We start from the raw sequence: 15,805 nt of genomic DNA, 5'->3' as shown, positions 1-15,805 counted from the left end.
TTCCACCTCCGTCGTCTGGTTTTCCGCCCTGCGCTTTCGAGCCTTCGCGGCGGTTAACGACAGCATACGGAAGCGCAGGATTTCCGGCAATCGACGCTTTTTGCGAAGTGCGGGCGAGGGGAAGCGAAAAGCGGCGGGAAGACGGCGGCATCAAGGATTCAGGAAAAGAGAAACGCGAAAAAAGCCCGGATTTCCGCAGCGAAAAGCGCGAATTTCCGGGCATTGACTTTTTTTGCGCCGCGGCGGAAATACCGCAGCGGCGCGGAAAACGGACATTGTGGCAGTCTTCAGCGCAGCACGTTCATCACGTCCGCGATTTTGCGGCCGTGCGCGAGCACCCCGTAGTTCATCCAGGCGAAAAAGTCCGTTTCGTAAACGCGACCGCCCCGGACGGCGGGCAGATTCCGCCAGCTCGGATGCTCGAGCAGCCGACGTTCGTCGCCGGGCGCTTCGTTCTCGGATTTGTCGAACACGACGAACAGATGGTCGGCGTTCAGAGCCGCCAGCTCTTCCGGGCGCAGCAGCAGGCTGCGCTGGCTCTCCGGCTGCCGCCGCAGCGCTTCCGGCGGACGCAAGCCGAGCGCGCCGTACAGCACCGGTCCCGTGTAGCCGGACCGCTCACCATAAACCCTGATCCGCCGCGCCGTCACACGCAGGCAGATCACGGTGCCGCGCGAAGCGGCGCCGCCCGGCGCGGCGGCCAGGGACGCGCGGCATTCGCGCGTCTCTTCGCGGTAGCGGCGAAGCGCTTCTTCGGCCGCGGCTTCGCGGCCGAACAGCGCGGCCGTCCCGCGCAGCTTGTCCGCCCAGGCTTCGCCCGGCTGCTCCAACAGCAGGCGGGGCGCGACCCCGGACAAGCGGTCAAGGCTCCAGCGGTCGAAGCCGTCGTCGAACAGCAGCAGTTCGGGCTTGAGGCGCGAGAGGTCTTCGCGCGTGCCGTCCGCGACGTCGAACGCGGGCACCCCGCCGAGCGGCAGGTATTCCTGCACGCCCCAGGCGCGGTGGCTGTACTGCGCGACGGGCAAAATGCCGAGCGCGAGCAGGGAGTCTTCGAGATACGGCGCGAAGACGCGCACTTCCCGGCGGCGCAGGCGCCGGTAACGGCCGGGCGACACGCCGGCCGCCTGCTTGAAGCGGCGGCTGAAATAATATTCGCTGCTGAAGCCGGTGCGATGGGCGATCTCGCCCAGCCGGTCTTCGGTGGCGAGCAGCAGATGCTTGGCCTGCTTGATGCGCACTTCGTTCAAGTAATCGAGCGGCAGCTTGCCGGTGATTTCTTTGAACAGCTGCGTATAAGCCCAGCGGTCGATGCCCGCCGAAGCGGCCAACGCTTCGACCGTCAACGGCTCGCGGTATTCGTTTTCCATGCGTTCCGCGGAACGCTTGACCGCTTCCCGGCCGCTTGCGGCCGCCGGGATGACGCCGCCTGCCGATCCGCCTTCTTCGCCGCCGTCCGAGGAAATCTCGCCGTGCCGGCGCAAAACGGCCAGCAGCAGTTCCTGAAACGCGATCTGCCGTTCCAGCGCCGCCGCCGCGCCCTGCTCTCCCCGGCGTTCGTGCAGCCGTCGCGCCCGCTCCGCGCAGAACGAGAACGGCGCGATCTGGATCATGCCGACCGCCGGAATCTCCGGACCCGGCGGCAGCGCCGTGCCGAACGCGTTCAGCGCGCGGAAGCTCAGCCGGTACAGCGTCAGGCGGGCGCTTTTTCCCGGCGCTGCAAGATCGGCAGGCTTGCCTTGTCCGGCATCGCGCTCATTTTCGGCCCGCCTTCCGGACAAAGCGCCCAGCAGCACGCTGCCCCGCCGCAATGCCCACGACCGTCCTTCCAGCTCGATCGTTCCGCTTCCTCCGGTCACGATCCACAGCTCCGCTTGTTCGCTTTCCGCCGCGGCCGGCGCGCTCGGACCGCTGCCTTCCGGCCTCGCTTGCGCAAAATCGTTTGCCGATTCGCCGGACGGAATTTCTTCGTATCGGATGTCCGTCAGCATATAGGTGCAAGGCACATGCTTCATTCGCCAGTCCGCCTTTCGATGATAATCGTTCTCATTTGCCTATGCGTCAGTATACGCCTTTCCGCCCCGTACGGCAATCGGCAGCGGCAAAGAAGATCATTTTCGTTTGCCGCGCAGCAAACAAGCCGCCGGAATCGCCCCGACGGCTTGTTTGCCTGTTAACTTTTACCCGTATCCGGGTACTGTCGCTTTTTCCTGCTTACGGAGCCAGATGCTTCATCACGTCTTCGAATTTCAGCAGGTTGGCCCGGATGCCGCCGGACTGCCAGTAGGAGCGCTCCACCTTGTAGACGTGACCGCTCTGCACGGCTTTGAGCGACTGCCAAACGGGACGGTCCAGGATCTTCTCGGCTTCTTTGTTTTCGTCCGACTCCCAATCGCCGCTGGCCGGGAAAATAAAGATGTGGTCCGCGTCGAGATCGGCCAATCCTTCTTCGGAGACCACCTGCTGGAAGTCCTCCATCTCGCCGACCAACGGATGCGGAGTCAGGCCCAGTTCGCTGAAGAGAGAGCCGGTATACCGGTTTTTGATGCCGAACAGCGCCATCGTTTTCTCGCCGCCGTTCAAGCGCACCACCGCCACCGTCTCGTCGCCTACCTTTTCCCGCAGCTTGGCTTTGTCGTCCGCCACGGTCTTCTCGTAAGCCGCCAATACCTCTTCGCCTTTTTCCGGCATGCCCAGCGCGTCCGCCACGGCGAGCAGTATCTGCTTCGAGTCCTGCAGCATGCTTTCCGGCAGACGGTACGTCGGCGCGATCTTGGAATAGGTCTCGTAAGCCGCTTGATCCGCGCCGCCGTCGACCATGATCAGATCCGGCTGCTGCGCGAGCAAAGCTTCCGGGCTTCCCGTAATATCGAACTGCGGCACGTCCAGGTTCAGATAATCCTGAATGCCCCAACTCGGATGGTACCACTGCACGACGGGCGTAACGCCGAGCGCAACCATGTAGTCTTCCATATAAATGCCCGCCACGCGCTGCGGATGGGCCGGAATGGTCACGTCTCCGAATTCGCCTTTCACGACGCGCGTCTCGCCTTCCGCCGCTTGCGTATCGCTTTCGGCGGAATTGTTTTGCGGATCCGTCGCCGCCGTTTGCGCGGCCGCCGTATCGTCCGCTGCCGCGGTTTTCGTATCCGTATCGGCCCCGCAGCCCGCAAGCGCCGCCCCGAAAGCCAAAATCAGCGCCAGCGCTCCTGTTTTGATCGTTGCCGATTGTCTCTTTTTCATGATGTGCATCCCCCAATTGAGTTTCATTCTCATTAGCCTGTCACCCATTTTATCTTTCCCGTTTACGAGAGACAATGCACATCAGGGAGAATCTTTTTGCACAAATGGGGAATGCGCGCACGATCGGACACGAATGCAAAGGCCAAAATCGATTTTCGCCGGAAAGCTTTCGAACCTTCCTTAGCCGTCCAGCTCGCCAAGCGAAAAGGCGTACAGCTTGGCTTCTTCGAACAGCAGCATTTTTGCGCCGCGCGCATCGGCGATTCCGTTTCGAAGCTGTTCCCCGTTTTCTTTGATGAAAATAATTTCTTCCCGCGGAACCAACTGCCCGGGTTTCTCCTGCCGCATCAGCGTGTAGCGGTCGCGTTCCCGGTATCCGTTGTCCATCAGAAAACGATAACCGTCCGTCACGACCGACGCCGAACCGGACCGCTTCGGGTCGAGGAACGATGCCTTCGGCCGATCCGCCGGACCCGACAAGGCGCACAGTTTGAAGTCCGTATAATAGTAAAACCAGACTTGTTCGTCCGACACGACGTTCAGCGCATAACAGTCCGCAATATCCGCTTCGCTGTTCGTGAATACGCGAATGCCGCTGCGATCCCAGGCGATCAGGCCGCTTTCCCCGACCGGCCGTTCCCAACCATAATTCCCGAATACGCCCTCGTCGAAAAAGCTCGTCCAGATCAACCTGCCCGGCGTCGTCTGCACGTCCTGAATGCCGTCGCCCAGCAAAAAGCGCCGCAGCGGCCGGCCTTCATGACTGAACACGGCGGCGTTTAAATCATAGTCGTCCCGACCGTAATAATAACTGCGGGCGCCGACCAACAGCAGTTCTTCGCCAAGAGGCTGGACGTAGCTGTAATGGAACGTCTCGCCTTCGATCAGGATCTCCCGCACGCGGGCTTCGCCATCCCCTTTTTCTGCGGGCAAACGAAGATCGACGATCAACACTTTATACGTCGGACTCCGCTTCAATTCGGTCTGGATGAACGCGCCTCGATCGCGCTCCGGCACTTCGTCGATCAACAGCACATAAGTCCGATCGTCATATCCGAGCTGTACGGACACCATATTCCAACCTTGCAGTTTTTCGGTCAGATCCGTCACCGGAAATGCCATAATTCGACGCAGACCCGTCGCTTGCTTGTTCTTCATTTTCTTTTCCTCCGTTCGCGGGCGCCTTTTGGCAGGCAAGGTTTATTGTCTTCTATTGTGTACCCGCAAACGGAGTATGAACAGGATGCAAGTATGGCGGCCGGAACAAAAAGTTACACCATCACCCGTTTCAACCGGCTCAAATATCGGCTTCTGACCAGCAGGAAGTATACCGCTTGGGCGATCAGGAAAGCCGAAGACGTCATCAGCACGGGCTTGATGATTCCGCGTACGCTGATCATCGTCAAGATCGGGTCCAACACCACGAAAGTCTGGATCGCGGATACCAAGATCGGCACGAAAAAGAGAATGGCGATTTGCAGCGTGGCCGATCGCTTCATCTCGCCGATGCTGAGCCCTGTTTTGGACAAAGACCGGTACATGTCCGCGTCCCTCGACAATTCGGCGTGCAGTTTGAAGTACAGGAAGCTGGCCGACGACAGCGAGAACATCAATGCGACGAAAGCGCCGATAAAACTGAATACCGACATGAACTGCAAGCCGCTCAAATAAGAAGCGCCGCGGCTCGAAACCAAGCTTTCGAACGGCTTTTGTCCGCCTTCCCGCCCTTGACTCAGGCGTACGAGTTCGTCGCCGATCCGGGCTTCCTGGCCGTTCGGATCAAAAGAGGCGGCGTCCCAAGCGGGAATCCGATAATACGCCTCGATCGTTTTGAACGCTTTTTCAGCAGCTTCCATTTCCCGGTACGCTTCGTCTGGCACAACCAGCAGGGGCAACCACTGGGCTTCGCTGAATACCGGTCCGCCCGCTGCCGTTTCGATCGCGAGCGGCGTATCAACGCCTTCGAATTTCCACCGTGTTCCGTTATCCGGAGCGTTTTTCCAGACGAAGCCGTCCGGCATCAACAGCAAAGCGGACGACTCCGAGCCGTTCGGGTAAACAGGCGTCTGCCAGTCGGATACGACTTGGCTGTAATTGTCGGCGGATACGGCATAAAGGCTCCGTTCGTCCGGGTCGTTTTCCAGTACGGCATTCACTTTCGCGATTTCCGTGATCTCGTACTCCAGGCCTGCGCCCCGCAGCGTATCCGCGATGATTCGTTCCTCTTCCTCCCTATGCTCCGCGTCGCGGTAATAACTGACTTTAAGCCCGTAAGGGTCGTTCGCGTACGACTCTTTCGCCTGCTGCGAGAGCGCCACCGCGAAACCGGCGCTCATCGACGCCACCGATGTGACTACCGTGACGAGGAACAGCATTCGGGCATTATCCTTGATTTTGTACGCCAGCTCCGAGATCCATAGCAAATTGGTTCCTTTCCAAACGAAAGCGCGACTGCGCTTGAGCATACGCATGCATGCGACCGAAAGCTGCGAATAGAAAAAGTAGGTTCCCGCGATACCGGTGCCGGCCGCGACGAAAATCGAAGCGGGATTCACTTCATCCGTGCGCAGCGCGAAATATCCGGCAGCAAGCAGCGCGATGCCGAGCAGCACGAGCCAGATCGATGCTTGCGGCTCGCTTTTCGGCTTGGCATTTCCTTTGATCAGTTCCAATACGCGATGCTTGCGCACGAACAGCAGCGTCAGCACCGAGATCGCGAGGAACAGCAGCGCGAACGCGCCCGCCGTCAGCAGCATCGCTTTGAGCGGCCAATAGAACGGCAGCGTCTCCGTGCCGGCGATTTGCGACGCCAGCAGCAGGAACAGCTTGGACAGCAGCAGGCCCGCGCCGATCCCGCTGACGATCGCTCCCGCGCCGATGATCATGTTTTCCAAAAACACGAGCCGATTCAACTGCGAAGGCTTGGCGCCGAGCATGAGCAGCAGCCCGAATTCTTTGTTGCGCGACTTCAGGAACACGCTGATCGAATACAGCACGAAGAAAAACGCGAACACGAAAATAACGTATTCCGCCGCCTGCATGCCCGCTTTCGCCATCCGGTGGATTTCGCCCGATACGATCTGCGGATGGAAAATAAACACCGCGAACGAGAAAAAGATCATCACCATGAACGCGCTGCTGAGGAAGTAAGCGAAATAAGCCCGCGCGTTCCGCTTGACGTTGTTATACGCGAATCGAGGAAAGTTCATGCGCGTTCCCTCCCCAGAAAGATAAGGTATCGATGATTTTTTGGAAAAAGGCCTGCCGGCTTTCTCCCCGGTGGATCTCCGCCGCCAATCGTCCGTCCTTGATGAACACGATCCGGTGGCAGTAGCTCGCCGCCTGAGGGTCGTGGGTAACCAGCATGACCGTCGTCCGTTCGCGCCCGTTCAGGCTTTCCAGCGATTCCATGACGATCCTCGAAGCGTTGGAGTCCAGCGCGCCCGTCGGTTCGTCCGCGAGCAGGATCGACGGGTTGGCGATCACCGCCCGGGCGATCGCGGTGCGCTGCCGCTGCCCGCCCGAAATCTCGTAAGTGCGGCTGTTCAATATATCCGCGATGCCGAGCCGGTTCGCGATCCGGTGCAGGCGTTCGTCCATTTCTTTCAGTTTCACGTTGTCGAGCGTCAGCGGCAGCACGATGTTTTCCGCTACGGTGAGCGTATCGAGCAGGTTGAAGTCCTGAAAAACGAACCCCAATTCGCGGCGCCGGAATTTCGCCAGCTCGTTGCGTTTCATCGCGTACGGGTCCTGCCCGTTGATCTTGACCGTGCCGGAGCTCGGCGTATCGATGGTGGAAACCATGTTGAGCAGCGTCGTTTTGCCGCTGCCGGAAGGTCCCATGATCCCGACGAATTCGCCCTGCGCGATCGTCAGATGGATATCCGTCAGCGCTTGGGTGGATACTTTGCCGGGATAGACTTTGTTCAGGTTCCGTGCTTCCAAAATGTTCATGCGTTTCTCCCCTTTCCCTTTGCTTCCCAGTCTAAGCGAACGCGCTCGGGGACAACCATCGATTCTTCTTAACGCCGCCTTACATGTTCGTTAAGGTTATGTTCGGAAAAAGCGGCAGCCGCTTCGCGGAACACGATCCGCACCGCCGTTCCGGTTCCCGGCTGCGATTCCAGCTCGACGCCGTGGTCCAGATTCCGGCAAATCTCGCTCACCAGATAAAGCCCCATCCCCGTCGATTCTTTGTACTGCCGTCCTCTCTGCCCGGTAAAATAAGGATTGAATACCCGATTCACATCCTCCGGCGCGATGCCGATCCCTTCGTCCGAGATCTCGAGAACCTGATCCGCTCCCCGGCGGTAAGCGCGAATCCGCACTTTTTTGCCAATACCTTCGGTATAATGCACCGCATTGGTCAAAATTTGTCCCAAAATAAACCGCAGCCATTTGCGGTCGGTGTAGACTTCGGTTTCTTCGTCGATCTCGATAACGGGCGAGATGCGGCGCTTGATGAACAATCGGCGCTGTTCGGCCAGCGCTTCGTGAACGGGCACGGCCAGAACAACCCGTTCCACGGCCAAATCCTGTTCGAACCGTTCCAGGCGGGACGTGTAGATCACCGTCTCCAGACCCTGACGCAGCCGATCCAACTCCTCGCGGACGCTATCCGCCAAATCTTCGTCTTCGATCTCCTGCGCGGACAATTGCAGCACGGACAGCGGCGTCTTCATCTGATGCACCCAGCGTCCGATGAACGTCGCGTGCCGTTCCATCGCGCTGCGGCGCGCCGCAAGCTCTTCCTCGTATTCGCGGTCATAGACGCGGATCAGCCCCGCGACCGCTTCGGCCAGCGGCGCTTCGCCGAGCGTCTCCAACCGCTCGCCGCGCGGCACGGAAGGATCGGCGAGGCGCCGGTACATGCGCCGCAGCGCGATACAGCGATAAGCCAGGTAACCGGCCAGCGCCGCCGTGCTCAGCAGAAGGCCGTACAGCATGACGGAAAGCGGACGGTTTTCCCCGCTGAGCCAATAAAGCAGCGAAACGAGCAGCGCTTGCAGCACGAAAAAAGAGATGAGCGGAATATGCTCGCGCCAAAACAGCTTCATGGCTCGCGGCCCGCTTCGTTCTTTTCGGAGTCAGGCACGCTTAATACATATCCGGCTCCCCGAACCACTTCGATGCTGGCCGTCGCGTCCAATTCTTTCAGCTTTTTGCGCATCCGGGCGACGTAGACGTTCAGCGTGTTGTCGTCGATGAAATGATGATCTTCCCACATCAGCCCCAGCAGGCGGTCGCGGCCGACCACCCGGCCTTCCCGGCGCATCAGCGCGTCGATCAGCAGCGTTTCCTTCTGGCTCAGCTCGGCCGACCGCTCCCCGCACACCAGCGACAGACGTTCGGGATACAAAAGAAGTCCGCCCGCCTCCACCTTTTTCTCTTCCGGCCCGGCCGCGTATTCGCCGTAAGCCCGGCGCAGATGGCTGCGGATTTTCGCGAGAACGATCTCGTAATGAAACGGCTTGGTGATATAATCGTCCGCCCCGTTTTCCAGCGCCATCACCTGGTCCATCTGTCCGTCCCGCGCGGAGATGAACAAAATGGGACAAACGGATTCCGACCGAATCTGCCGACACCAGTAAAAGCCGTCGTATTTGGGCAGATTCACGTCGAGCAGCACCAGTTGGGCGCCGGACTCGCGAAACGTCTCGACGATCCGTTCAAAGTCGTCCGCCACTTTTGCAAAGTAGCCGTATTTTTCGATATTCGCGCGAAGCAGCTCCGCGATCTTGGGATCGTCTTCGACGATCAAAATGGTATACATGTTCGATTCTCCTCTTATGCTGGTTTGGCGAAACGCGGCGGTACCGGCGGATTTCGCGCTTTTCCCCGTATAGACGACGCCGGCTTGCTTTTTCCACGCAAAAAGCGACGAATCGTTCCGATGCTTCGGAAACTCGTCGCTTTGGCTCCGTTCGTCAACCTTGCGGCGTCAGCCTTCCAACCCCGCGGCCCGGCAAGCTTCGGCGAATTCCTCGTAGGTCGCGTACCGCTTCTCGCCCGTCCAGGCTTTTTCCGCCATCGCGCGCAGCGGCTCGCGGATTCCCGACGCTACCGCTTCCGCGGTCTGCATATTCGGTTTGTCGGACCAGACCGAGAACGAACATCCCAGCAGTCCTTCCGGATACGGCATCGTCCATTCCTGCGGCTGTCCTTCGGCGATTCTCGGCAGCACGCCCGGACTCCAGCCTTCGTAGACCTTTTCTCCCGTCGGATACATATACCCCGCGTTTTCGCCCAGCACATAATAGAAGAAAGCGTCGTTGAAATTGATCAGCTCATGCCCTTTGTCCAGAAACGTCTGCGCGGGCGCCATTTTCCGGTCCCATTTGGTCCAGTACGCAATCTGCACGGAGGGTTTGAGGGTCACCTTCTGCTCCAGGTCGTCGCGGTACAAACCGTCGTTCCAAACGCGCACGGCGAAGCCTTTGTCTTCCAAGCGCCGCGCGACGTCGTTCAAGTACGCCACATAAGCGTCCACGCCCGTTCCGCCTTCGATGCCCAGCTTTTCGCGCGCATATCCGCCGAGCTGCGGATAATCGTCGAACTTGCCGAAGTCGATAAATTCGTCGCCGCCGATATGGAAGTACGGACTGTCCGCGAACAGCTCGGCGTATTCGTCGATCAGGTCCATGACGAAAGCGACGGCTTCATGATTGGTGATATCGAGCGCGCCTTTCGCTATTTCTCCGGCTTTGTTTTTGAGCAGCCATTCCGGACGATCGCGCAGCGCCCAACCGAGATGTCCCGGCGAATCGAGCGAAGGAATCAGCGTAATGCGGTGCGTGCGCGCTTCTTCGATGATTTCCGCGATCTGCGCTTTGGTCAGGTAACGTTCCGACATCGCCTCCGGATGACGCTCGCTCTCGAACGTAAAGCCTTCATTCTCGGAAAAATGCAGCTGCAGCGTATTCAGTTTCAGCACGGACATTTCCCGAATCCGTTCCAAAATCCATTCCTGCGTATAAAACTTGCGCCCGATATCCAAATGCAGCGCACGCTCTCCCATAATCGGTTCATCCTCGATCGCGCCGTACGCCAATTCGCATTTCGTCGAGGACAACAGCTGATGAACGGTACGCAGCCCATGCAAAGCTGACCGGGCGTCGGAAGCGACCAGCCGAACGTATTCCCTGATCTCTAAACGGTACGCTTCCGGATTCGCCGTTCCCGGGACCGTTCCCAGTTCGATCAGCAGATCGCCCGATTTTGCTTCGCGCGGCAGGCCGAGTCTTGCCGGAGCGGCAAAAACGCCAAGCGCGGCGAATGCGGCCCGCACCGTCTCTGCCGCTTCCAATACCCCGTGCAGCTGACCTTCGTCGGCCGCCGCGGTTTCTTGTCGAAATACCAATAAAGCGGAATTCGCTTCGGGTCTCCAACGGCCTTCTTCTGTTTTCAGGTGCCGCCTGGTTCCTGGGACTGTAACGCTTTCGTAAGCCTGCATATTGTTCATGGGTTCACCTCTTAATCTGGGAATGGATGACTCTTTTCCGTTAGTATAGCGCTTGATCGGGAATTTTCCAAAAACAGGTTTTGGGACGGAAGTCCTGTTCATAAGGAAAGCTGAAAGGCTGCGGGAAAAATTCAAAACCTTTGAAATGCGTTGAGCCGTCCCGATCTCGGGACGGCTCATGCGAAAGGAAAAGTTTAGGTGGTGAGTGAAATAAGGATTAGTTGAGTTTGAAAACGAAATACGCGTAGGCGTCCAAGTCGGCTGAACCTCGGGAAAGGTCTTGCAGCTTGGATTCGTCGGAGCAGACGGCGCAGTCGGCTTCGGTTAACCGGTCGCGAAGATCGAAAGGAAGTTCGACCTGCGTCGCGGTACGGGAGAAATTGAGCACGACCAGCCAGCTTTCTTCGTCATTTTCGCGCAGGTACGCATAAATATGTTCGTGGTCGTCCAGCACCGGTTCGTAGGTTCCGAGCGTCAGCACGGGGTGGTCGCGGCGCAGGCGGATCATCCGGCGGTACAGGTTCAGCACGGAATCCGGATCGTTTTCCTGCTGCGCAGCGTTGATTTCCGACTTGTTCGGGTTGATCCGCTGCCAAGGCTTGCCGGTCGTGAATCCGGCTCCGCCTTCGTCGGTCCACTGCATCGGGGTGCGGCTGTGGTCGCGGTTCTTTTTCAGCACGCGGCGCAAGATCGTTTCCGGGTCTTCGCCTCGTTCGTCGACCATCAGCTTATAGTAGGCCAGCGCCTGCTGCTCCTTGATATCGTCGATAGTGCTGAAAAAGTGCGCGTTGGTCATCCCCAGCTCTTCGCCCTGCAGCAAGTTCGGCGTGCCGCGCAGCGTCATCAGGAACACGGACAACATCTTGGCCGATTGTTCGCGGTGCTCTTCGTCGTCGCCCAGGTACGAAACCATCCGCACATGGTCGTGATTGCTGAGATACATGCCGATCCAGGCTTCGTCGTGCAGGTCTTTGAGCCATTTGCGCATGATGTCTTTCATATGGCGCAGCTCCCACGGCTTGGACTGCCACATATCGTTCGACTCGTCGCAGATTTTGGACGCTTCGATCATCAGGATCAGATCCAGTTCGCGGCGCTCCGGCAGCGTGTATTTTTCGACGTCTTCCAATTCGACCTGCGACGACTCGCCCATCGTGAAGATCGGGTAACGGGAAAAGACCTTTTCCCGCATTTCGCGCAGATATCCATGGATATGCGGACCGTTTTTGTAAAAAGGTTCGCCGCTGCCCTGGATGCGCTCCGTCTCGTCGGTATCGGGGAATCGCATATCCTTGGACAATACGTTCGCGGTATCGATCCGGAAGCCGTCCGTGCCTTTTTCCAGCCAAAAATCCATCGCGCCGCAAATTTCCTCGCGCACTTTCGGATTTTCCCAGTTCAGATCGGGCTGGTGCCAGGCGTACGTATGCAAATAATATTCGCCCGTTTCTTCGTGATATTTCCAGGAGGAATCGCCGAGGAAAGATGTCCAGTTGTTCGGAGGTCCTCCGTCTTCGCTGCCGGGACGCCAAATATAATAATCGCGGTACGGATTATCTTTTCCTTTCAGCGCTTCGCGGAACCAAGGGTGGTCGCTGGAAGTATGATTCGGGACGATCTCCATGATCAAGCGAATATCGCGCTCGTGGAAAGCTTGCAGCAGCTCGTCGAAGTCTTCCATCGTGCCGTATTCGGGATGGATATTGCGGTAGTCGATCACGTCGTAGCCGTAATCCCGGTTCGGGGAATCGAAGATCGGCGACAACCAGACCGCGGTGACGCCGAGGTCGGCGATATAATCGATCTTTTCCAAAACGCCGCGCAGGTCGCCGATGCCGTCGCCGTTGCTGTCGTTGAAGCTTCGCACGTAAATTTCGTAAACGATATTTTCTTTCCAGTGCATGTCCGTTTGAAGCTGCTTGGATGAACGGGCTGCGTCTAGTTGTTTCGACATGTTGAGCCTCCTTGTGAAAAGCGCGAATTCGGCAAAGCGAAGCTAGGGTTGCCGACTATGTATATTCTATTACCCAAAAAACGTAAGTAACTATGATCTTTTCTTGAATGAAAATATTCCAAAAATAACCAACAAAAAAAGGCGTACTTTTCACGATTGGAAGTACGCCTTACCCGAAGCTATAAGATTTAACTATATTCTGCCGCCTGCCGAAGAATCCCCTGGTAATATCCCTTTGCAAAAGCAAGCTTGCGATCGGCAGTCACCTCGACGATCTTTCCGCTTTTTATCCGTTCATCCAGCCAATCGGACACGAAGCCCGGAGCATAACCGCCCGTGGAAAAAGCTCCTCCCGGACCGAATACCAGCATTTTGTCATACGCGGCCAGATAAGCGTCTCGTTCAACGGCTCCTTCCGCATTCACGTACAAAAGAAATTCCAAGTCATACATCAGATGCGACCGGAGATCGGCATGCAGAGCAAAAAATCCTTTCTCCTCAATGATCGACTCTGCCAATCGTCTAAGGGTCTGTTCCGCTTGCGGAAAGATCGAATCCGCCGAGACGCACAACTGCTGAAGCAGCGGCGTAAACGGAGCATGGCGTGCTTTTTCCAGATCGAACTGCTTGTCTTCCTCCGAAGTATCATAGACGTCTTCATGAACAAGCCCGCGAATAAAGGTCTCAAAATCCGAAGCCAAAAAAGTACGCACCGGCTCTTCCCCTTCTCCGACTTCCACGTCGACATGAATGATCCGCGGCTCGCCCTGCGGTCCGCATTGACTGTAATCGAACATAATCGCGTCATGTCCGGCCGAAGGGCATTCGCCGAATACGATGCCGATGTCCGGGTATCCCCAATTATCGATCATATGGCGACTGCCGAGCGAATCCGAATCGATTCCCCATTCTCCTCCGATGCCGCAGATCGCGCTAATCGCGATATAGCCTTCGTCTTCATCCATGGGAAAACAAACGTTAACCGGGCTGCCGCCGTTTTTTGTGCGAATCAGTTCGACATAAGACAGAGGCAGCTTGTAACCGAGCAGGCGTTCTGTTTCTGCGATCCGCTCATCCGTAACTTCCTCGGCACTGGTATATCCATCATATTCATCCCAAAAATCAGTAAGATCAAAGCCCTGAAAATGCGTATGCTGCGACACGTCCATTCCTCCATTCGTCATTTCTTTCCAACCCTATTCAGTGTACGCTAAAAAAGGCCTGCCGGGCAAAATAAGACGCCCGGCAAGCCTGACTATTCGAGAGAGATTCTACGAAGCATTTTCTTTATCGGATTTCCCGCTTAACGCCGCGCATTCGCGGAATGCGGCGGCGCGGCAGCCCGCGCACCCTGCTGCTCCGACATGGCGGGATAACGCGGCGTCGATCGCTTCTCCGGTATGCGCGAAGCAGGCTTCCACGCCCAAATCGGCAAGCAGACCCGTCTTTTCCAACATCCGTCGCGGCTGGGGTTGAAGACCGGAGAGCAGCAATGTGCCTCCAGAAGCCCGAACCCGCTTCAACAGACCTTGCAGCGAAGCTTCGCCGGAAGCATCGATCAGCGGCACGCCGCCCATACGGAGCAGCAAGGTTTGCGAAGGGTCATGGGAGGCCATGAACCCGGACGTCTCGAACGGATTTTTCACCCCGAAAAACAACGCGCCGCGCACATTGAAAATCCCGAGCTGCGGACAGTCGCTTTCGGCCGTGACGCGGCTTGCGGACACTTTGCCGCGGCGGCCGTCGCGATCCGGCAGCACTTTGTCGAGCCGCTGCTCGCCTGCCATCCGTTTCACGAACAGCAATACGGCCAAGCCCAGACCTGCCTCAACCGCAGTCGTCAATGTCGTGAACACGGTCAGTACGAAGGTGACGACCAAGACGACGGAATCGCTATTGCGAAGTTTGAACAGCTTGGCGAACGGTTTGCGCTCGCTCATATTCCAGGCCACGATCATTAGGATCGGGGCCATTGCGGCGAGCGGAATAGCTGAAGCATACGGCGCGAGCAAGACCAGTACAAGCAGCACGACCAAGCCGTGAATGATCCCGGACAGCGGCGAGACGGCTCCGTTTTTGATATTGGTGGCCGTGCGCGCGATCGCGCCGGTTGCCGGAATCCCGCCGAACAGCGGAACCGCCATGTTCGCGATCCCCTGCCCGATCAGCTCGCGGTTGCTGTTATGCCGGGAACCGCCCATGCCGTCGGCCACGACGGCGGACAGCAGCGATTCGATGCCGCCGAGCAGCGCGATCACCACGGCGGGACCAATCATCAGACGCATGTTTTCCCATGATAATTCGGGCAGTCGAAACGAAGGCAGCGACGCCGGAATATTGCCGTAAGCCGAGCCGATCGTCGCCACTTTTCCATTCATGAACAAAACGGCGACGAGCGTCGACAGCAGCAGCCCTACCAGGGACGGCGGTACTTTAGGCAGGAAACGAGGCACGAGCAACAGCGATGCCAAACATACTCCCGCCACGACCACCGCGTAAACGTTCAAGGTATCGATATGAACGGCCAGTTCCTTCATATTAAGCAGGAAGCTCTCATGCCTTTCCAAGCCGCTCAGGCCCAAGAAGTTCCCGATCTGTCCCGCAAAAATGGTCACCGCGATCCCTGCCGTGAATCCGACCGTCACGGGCTTCGGAATGAACTTGATCAAAGCCCCCAGTTTGAGCACGCCCATCAAGACGAGCAGAATGCCCGCCATGAATCCGGCAACCAGCAGTTTGTCATAACCATACTGAAGCACGATGCCGAGCAGGATCGGAATAAAAGCCCCCGTCGGCCCGCCGATCTGGAACTTCGAACCGCCCAGCAGCGAGATCAGCACCCCGGCGATAATCGTCGTGTAAATGCCCGTCTCCGGCTTGACGCCCGACGCGATCGCGAACGCCATGCCGAGCGGAATCGCGATGATCCCGACGATGCAGCCCGCGATCAGATCCCGTCTCAAATCGCCTTTTCCGTACCCTTCGAACCTTCCCCGACCCTTGAACATGGCGCAGACCTTCTTTTCTTTTTTCTCGTGAACCGACGCCTTCTAACGTAACACAGCAGTCGGAGCGGGAATATGAAAAAGATCAACGAGCCAAGCCTGCACTTCGACTCGCCGGCTGCAAAAGACCGGATTCCGGAGCTT

Annotated in this window: 11 protein-coding genes; all 11 read right to left on the bottom strand. The window is 57.9% G+C overall.

Going from position 1 to position 15,805, the window contains the following annotated elements; genetic code table 11:
- Nucleotides 1-287: 287 nt before the first annotated feature.
- Nucleotides 288-2,012: a helix-turn-helix domain-containing protein gene (locus HRQ63_RS12285; RefSeq protein ID WP_172243947.1), complete on the bottom strand. Its 1,725-nt coding sequence runs from the start codon at nt 2,010-2,012 to the stop codon at nt 288-290.
- A gap of 199 nt (nt 2,013-2,211) precedes the next feature.
- Nucleotides 2,212-3,240 (bottom strand): ABC transporter substrate-binding protein, encoded by a 1,029-nt coding sequence (locus HRQ63_RS12280; protein ID WP_172243944.1) that lies wholly within the window; start codon nt 3,238-3,240, stop codon nt 2,212-2,214.
- Between the two features lie 180 nt (nt 3,241-3,420).
- Nucleotides 3,421-4,398, bottom strand: a complete 978-nt coding sequence (locus tag HRQ63_RS12275) for a hypothetical protein (protein WP_172243941.1) — start codon at nt 4,396-4,398, stop codon at nt 3,421-3,423.
- A 113-nt stretch (nt 4,399-4,511) separates the two neighbouring features.
- Complete coding sequence (locus tag HRQ63_RS12270; protein ID WP_172243938.1) at nt 4,512-6,449, bottom strand: FtsX-like permease family protein; 1,938 nt, start codon at nt 6,447-6,449, stop codon at nt 4,512-4,514.
- Nucleotides 6,424-7,194: an ABC transporter ATP-binding protein gene (locus tag HRQ63_RS12265; protein ID WP_172243935.1), complete on the bottom strand. Its 771-nt coding sequence runs from the start codon at nt 7,192-7,194 to the stop codon at nt 6,424-6,426. Before HRQ63_RS12265 ends, HRQ63_RS12270 begins: the two co-directional genes overlap by 26 nt.
- A 68-nt stretch (nt 7,195-7,262) precedes the next feature.
- Nucleotides 7,263-8,297: a sensor histidine kinase gene (locus tag HRQ63_RS12260; RefSeq protein WP_172243932.1), complete on the bottom strand. Its 1,035-nt coding sequence runs from the start codon at nt 8,295-8,297 to the stop codon at nt 7,263-7,265.
- Nucleotides 8,294-9,013 carry a response regulator transcription factor gene (locus tag HRQ63_RS12255; RefSeq protein ID WP_172243929.1) on the bottom strand — a complete coding sequence of 240 codons (720 nt, stop codon included), beginning with the start codon at nt 9,011-9,013 and terminating at the stop codon, nt 8,294-8,296. Before HRQ63_RS12255 ends, HRQ63_RS12260 begins: the two co-directional genes overlap by 4 nt.
- A gap of 168 nt (nt 9,014-9,181) precedes the next feature.
- The gene (locus HRQ63_RS12250) at nt 9,182-10,702 is read right to left on the bottom strand and encodes a beta-N-acetylhexosaminidase (RefSeq protein ID WP_172243926.1); all 1,521 of its coding nucleotides are present in this window, start codon (nt 10,700-10,702) and stop codon (nt 9,182-9,184) included.
- A 217-nt stretch (nt 10,703-10,919) separates the two neighbouring features.
- Nucleotides 10,920-12,656: a glycoside hydrolase family 13 protein gene (locus HRQ63_RS12245; protein ID WP_172243924.1), complete on the bottom strand. Its 1,737-nt coding sequence runs from the start codon at nt 12,654-12,656 to the stop codon at nt 10,920-10,922.
- A 188-nt stretch (nt 12,657-12,844) separates the two neighbouring features.
- Nucleotides 12,845-13,840, bottom strand: coding sequence for an SMI1/KNR4 family protein (locus HRQ63_RS12240; protein WP_172243922.1), 996 nt, complete (start codon nt 13,838-13,840; stop codon nt 12,845-12,847).
- Between the two features lie 87 nt (nt 13,841-13,927).
- Nucleotides 13,928-15,664: a SulP family inorganic anion transporter gene (locus HRQ63_RS12235; RefSeq protein WP_172243920.1), complete on the bottom strand. Its 1,737-nt coding sequence runs from the start codon at nt 15,662-15,664 to the stop codon at nt 13,928-13,930.
- Between the last annotated feature and the right edge of the window lie 141 nt (nt 15,665-15,805).

It is taken from the genome of Saccharibacillus endophyticus, from assembly GCF_013185185.1.
GTDB lineage: Bacteria > Bacillota > Bacilli > Paenibacillales > Paenibacillaceae > Saccharibacillus > Saccharibacillus endophyticus.
The sequence above is the reverse complement of the archived record's forward strand: the minus strand, read 5'-3'. Positions and strand labels throughout refer to the sequence as shown.

What these genes read in the sequence shown, in the direction of transcription:
- HRQ63_RS12265 (WP_172243935.1), bottom strand. Translation starts at nt 7,194, where the DNA reads ATGAACATTTTGGAAGCACGGAACCTGAACAAAGTCTATCCCGGCAAA.
- HRQ63_RS12245 (WP_172243924.1), bottom strand. Translation starts at nt 12,656, where the DNA reads ATGTCGAAACAACTAGACGCAGCCCGTTCATCCAAGCAGCTTCAAACG.
- HRQ63_RS12260 (WP_172243932.1), bottom strand. Translation starts at nt 8,297, where the DNA reads ATGAAGCTGTTTTGGCGCGAGCATATTCCGCTCATCTCTTTTTTCGTG.
- HRQ63_RS12250 (WP_172243926.1), bottom strand. Translation starts at nt 10,702, where the DNA reads ATGAACAATATGCAGGCTTACGAAAGCGTTACAGTCCCAGGAACCAGG.
- HRQ63_RS12235 (WP_172243920.1), bottom strand. Translation starts at nt 15,664, where the DNA reads ATGTTCAAGGGTCGGGGAAGGTTCGAAGGGTACGGAAAAGGCGATTTG.
- HRQ63_RS12270 (WP_172243938.1), bottom strand. Translation starts at nt 6,449, where the DNA reads ATGAACTTTCCTCGATTCGCGTATAACAACGTCAAGCGGAACGCGCGG.
- HRQ63_RS12240 (WP_172243922.1), bottom strand. Translation starts at nt 13,840, where the DNA reads ATGACGAATGGAGGAATGGACGTGTCGCAGCATACGCATTTTCAGGGC.
- HRQ63_RS12285 (WP_172243947.1), bottom strand. Translation starts at nt 2,012, where the DNA reads ATGAAGCATGTGCCTTGCACCTATATGCTGACGGACATCCGATACGAA.
- HRQ63_RS12255 (WP_172243929.1), bottom strand. Translation starts at nt 9,013, where the DNA reads ATGTATACCATTTTGATCGTCGAAGACGATCCCAAGATCGCGGAGCTG.
- HRQ63_RS12275 (WP_172243941.1), bottom strand. Translation starts at nt 4,398, where the DNA reads ATGAAGAACAAGCAAGCGACGGGTCTGCGTCGAATTATGGCATTTCCG.
- HRQ63_RS12280 (WP_172243944.1), bottom strand. Translation starts at nt 3,240, where the DNA reads ATGAAAAAGAGACAATCGGCAACGATCAAAACAGGAGCGCTGGCGCTG.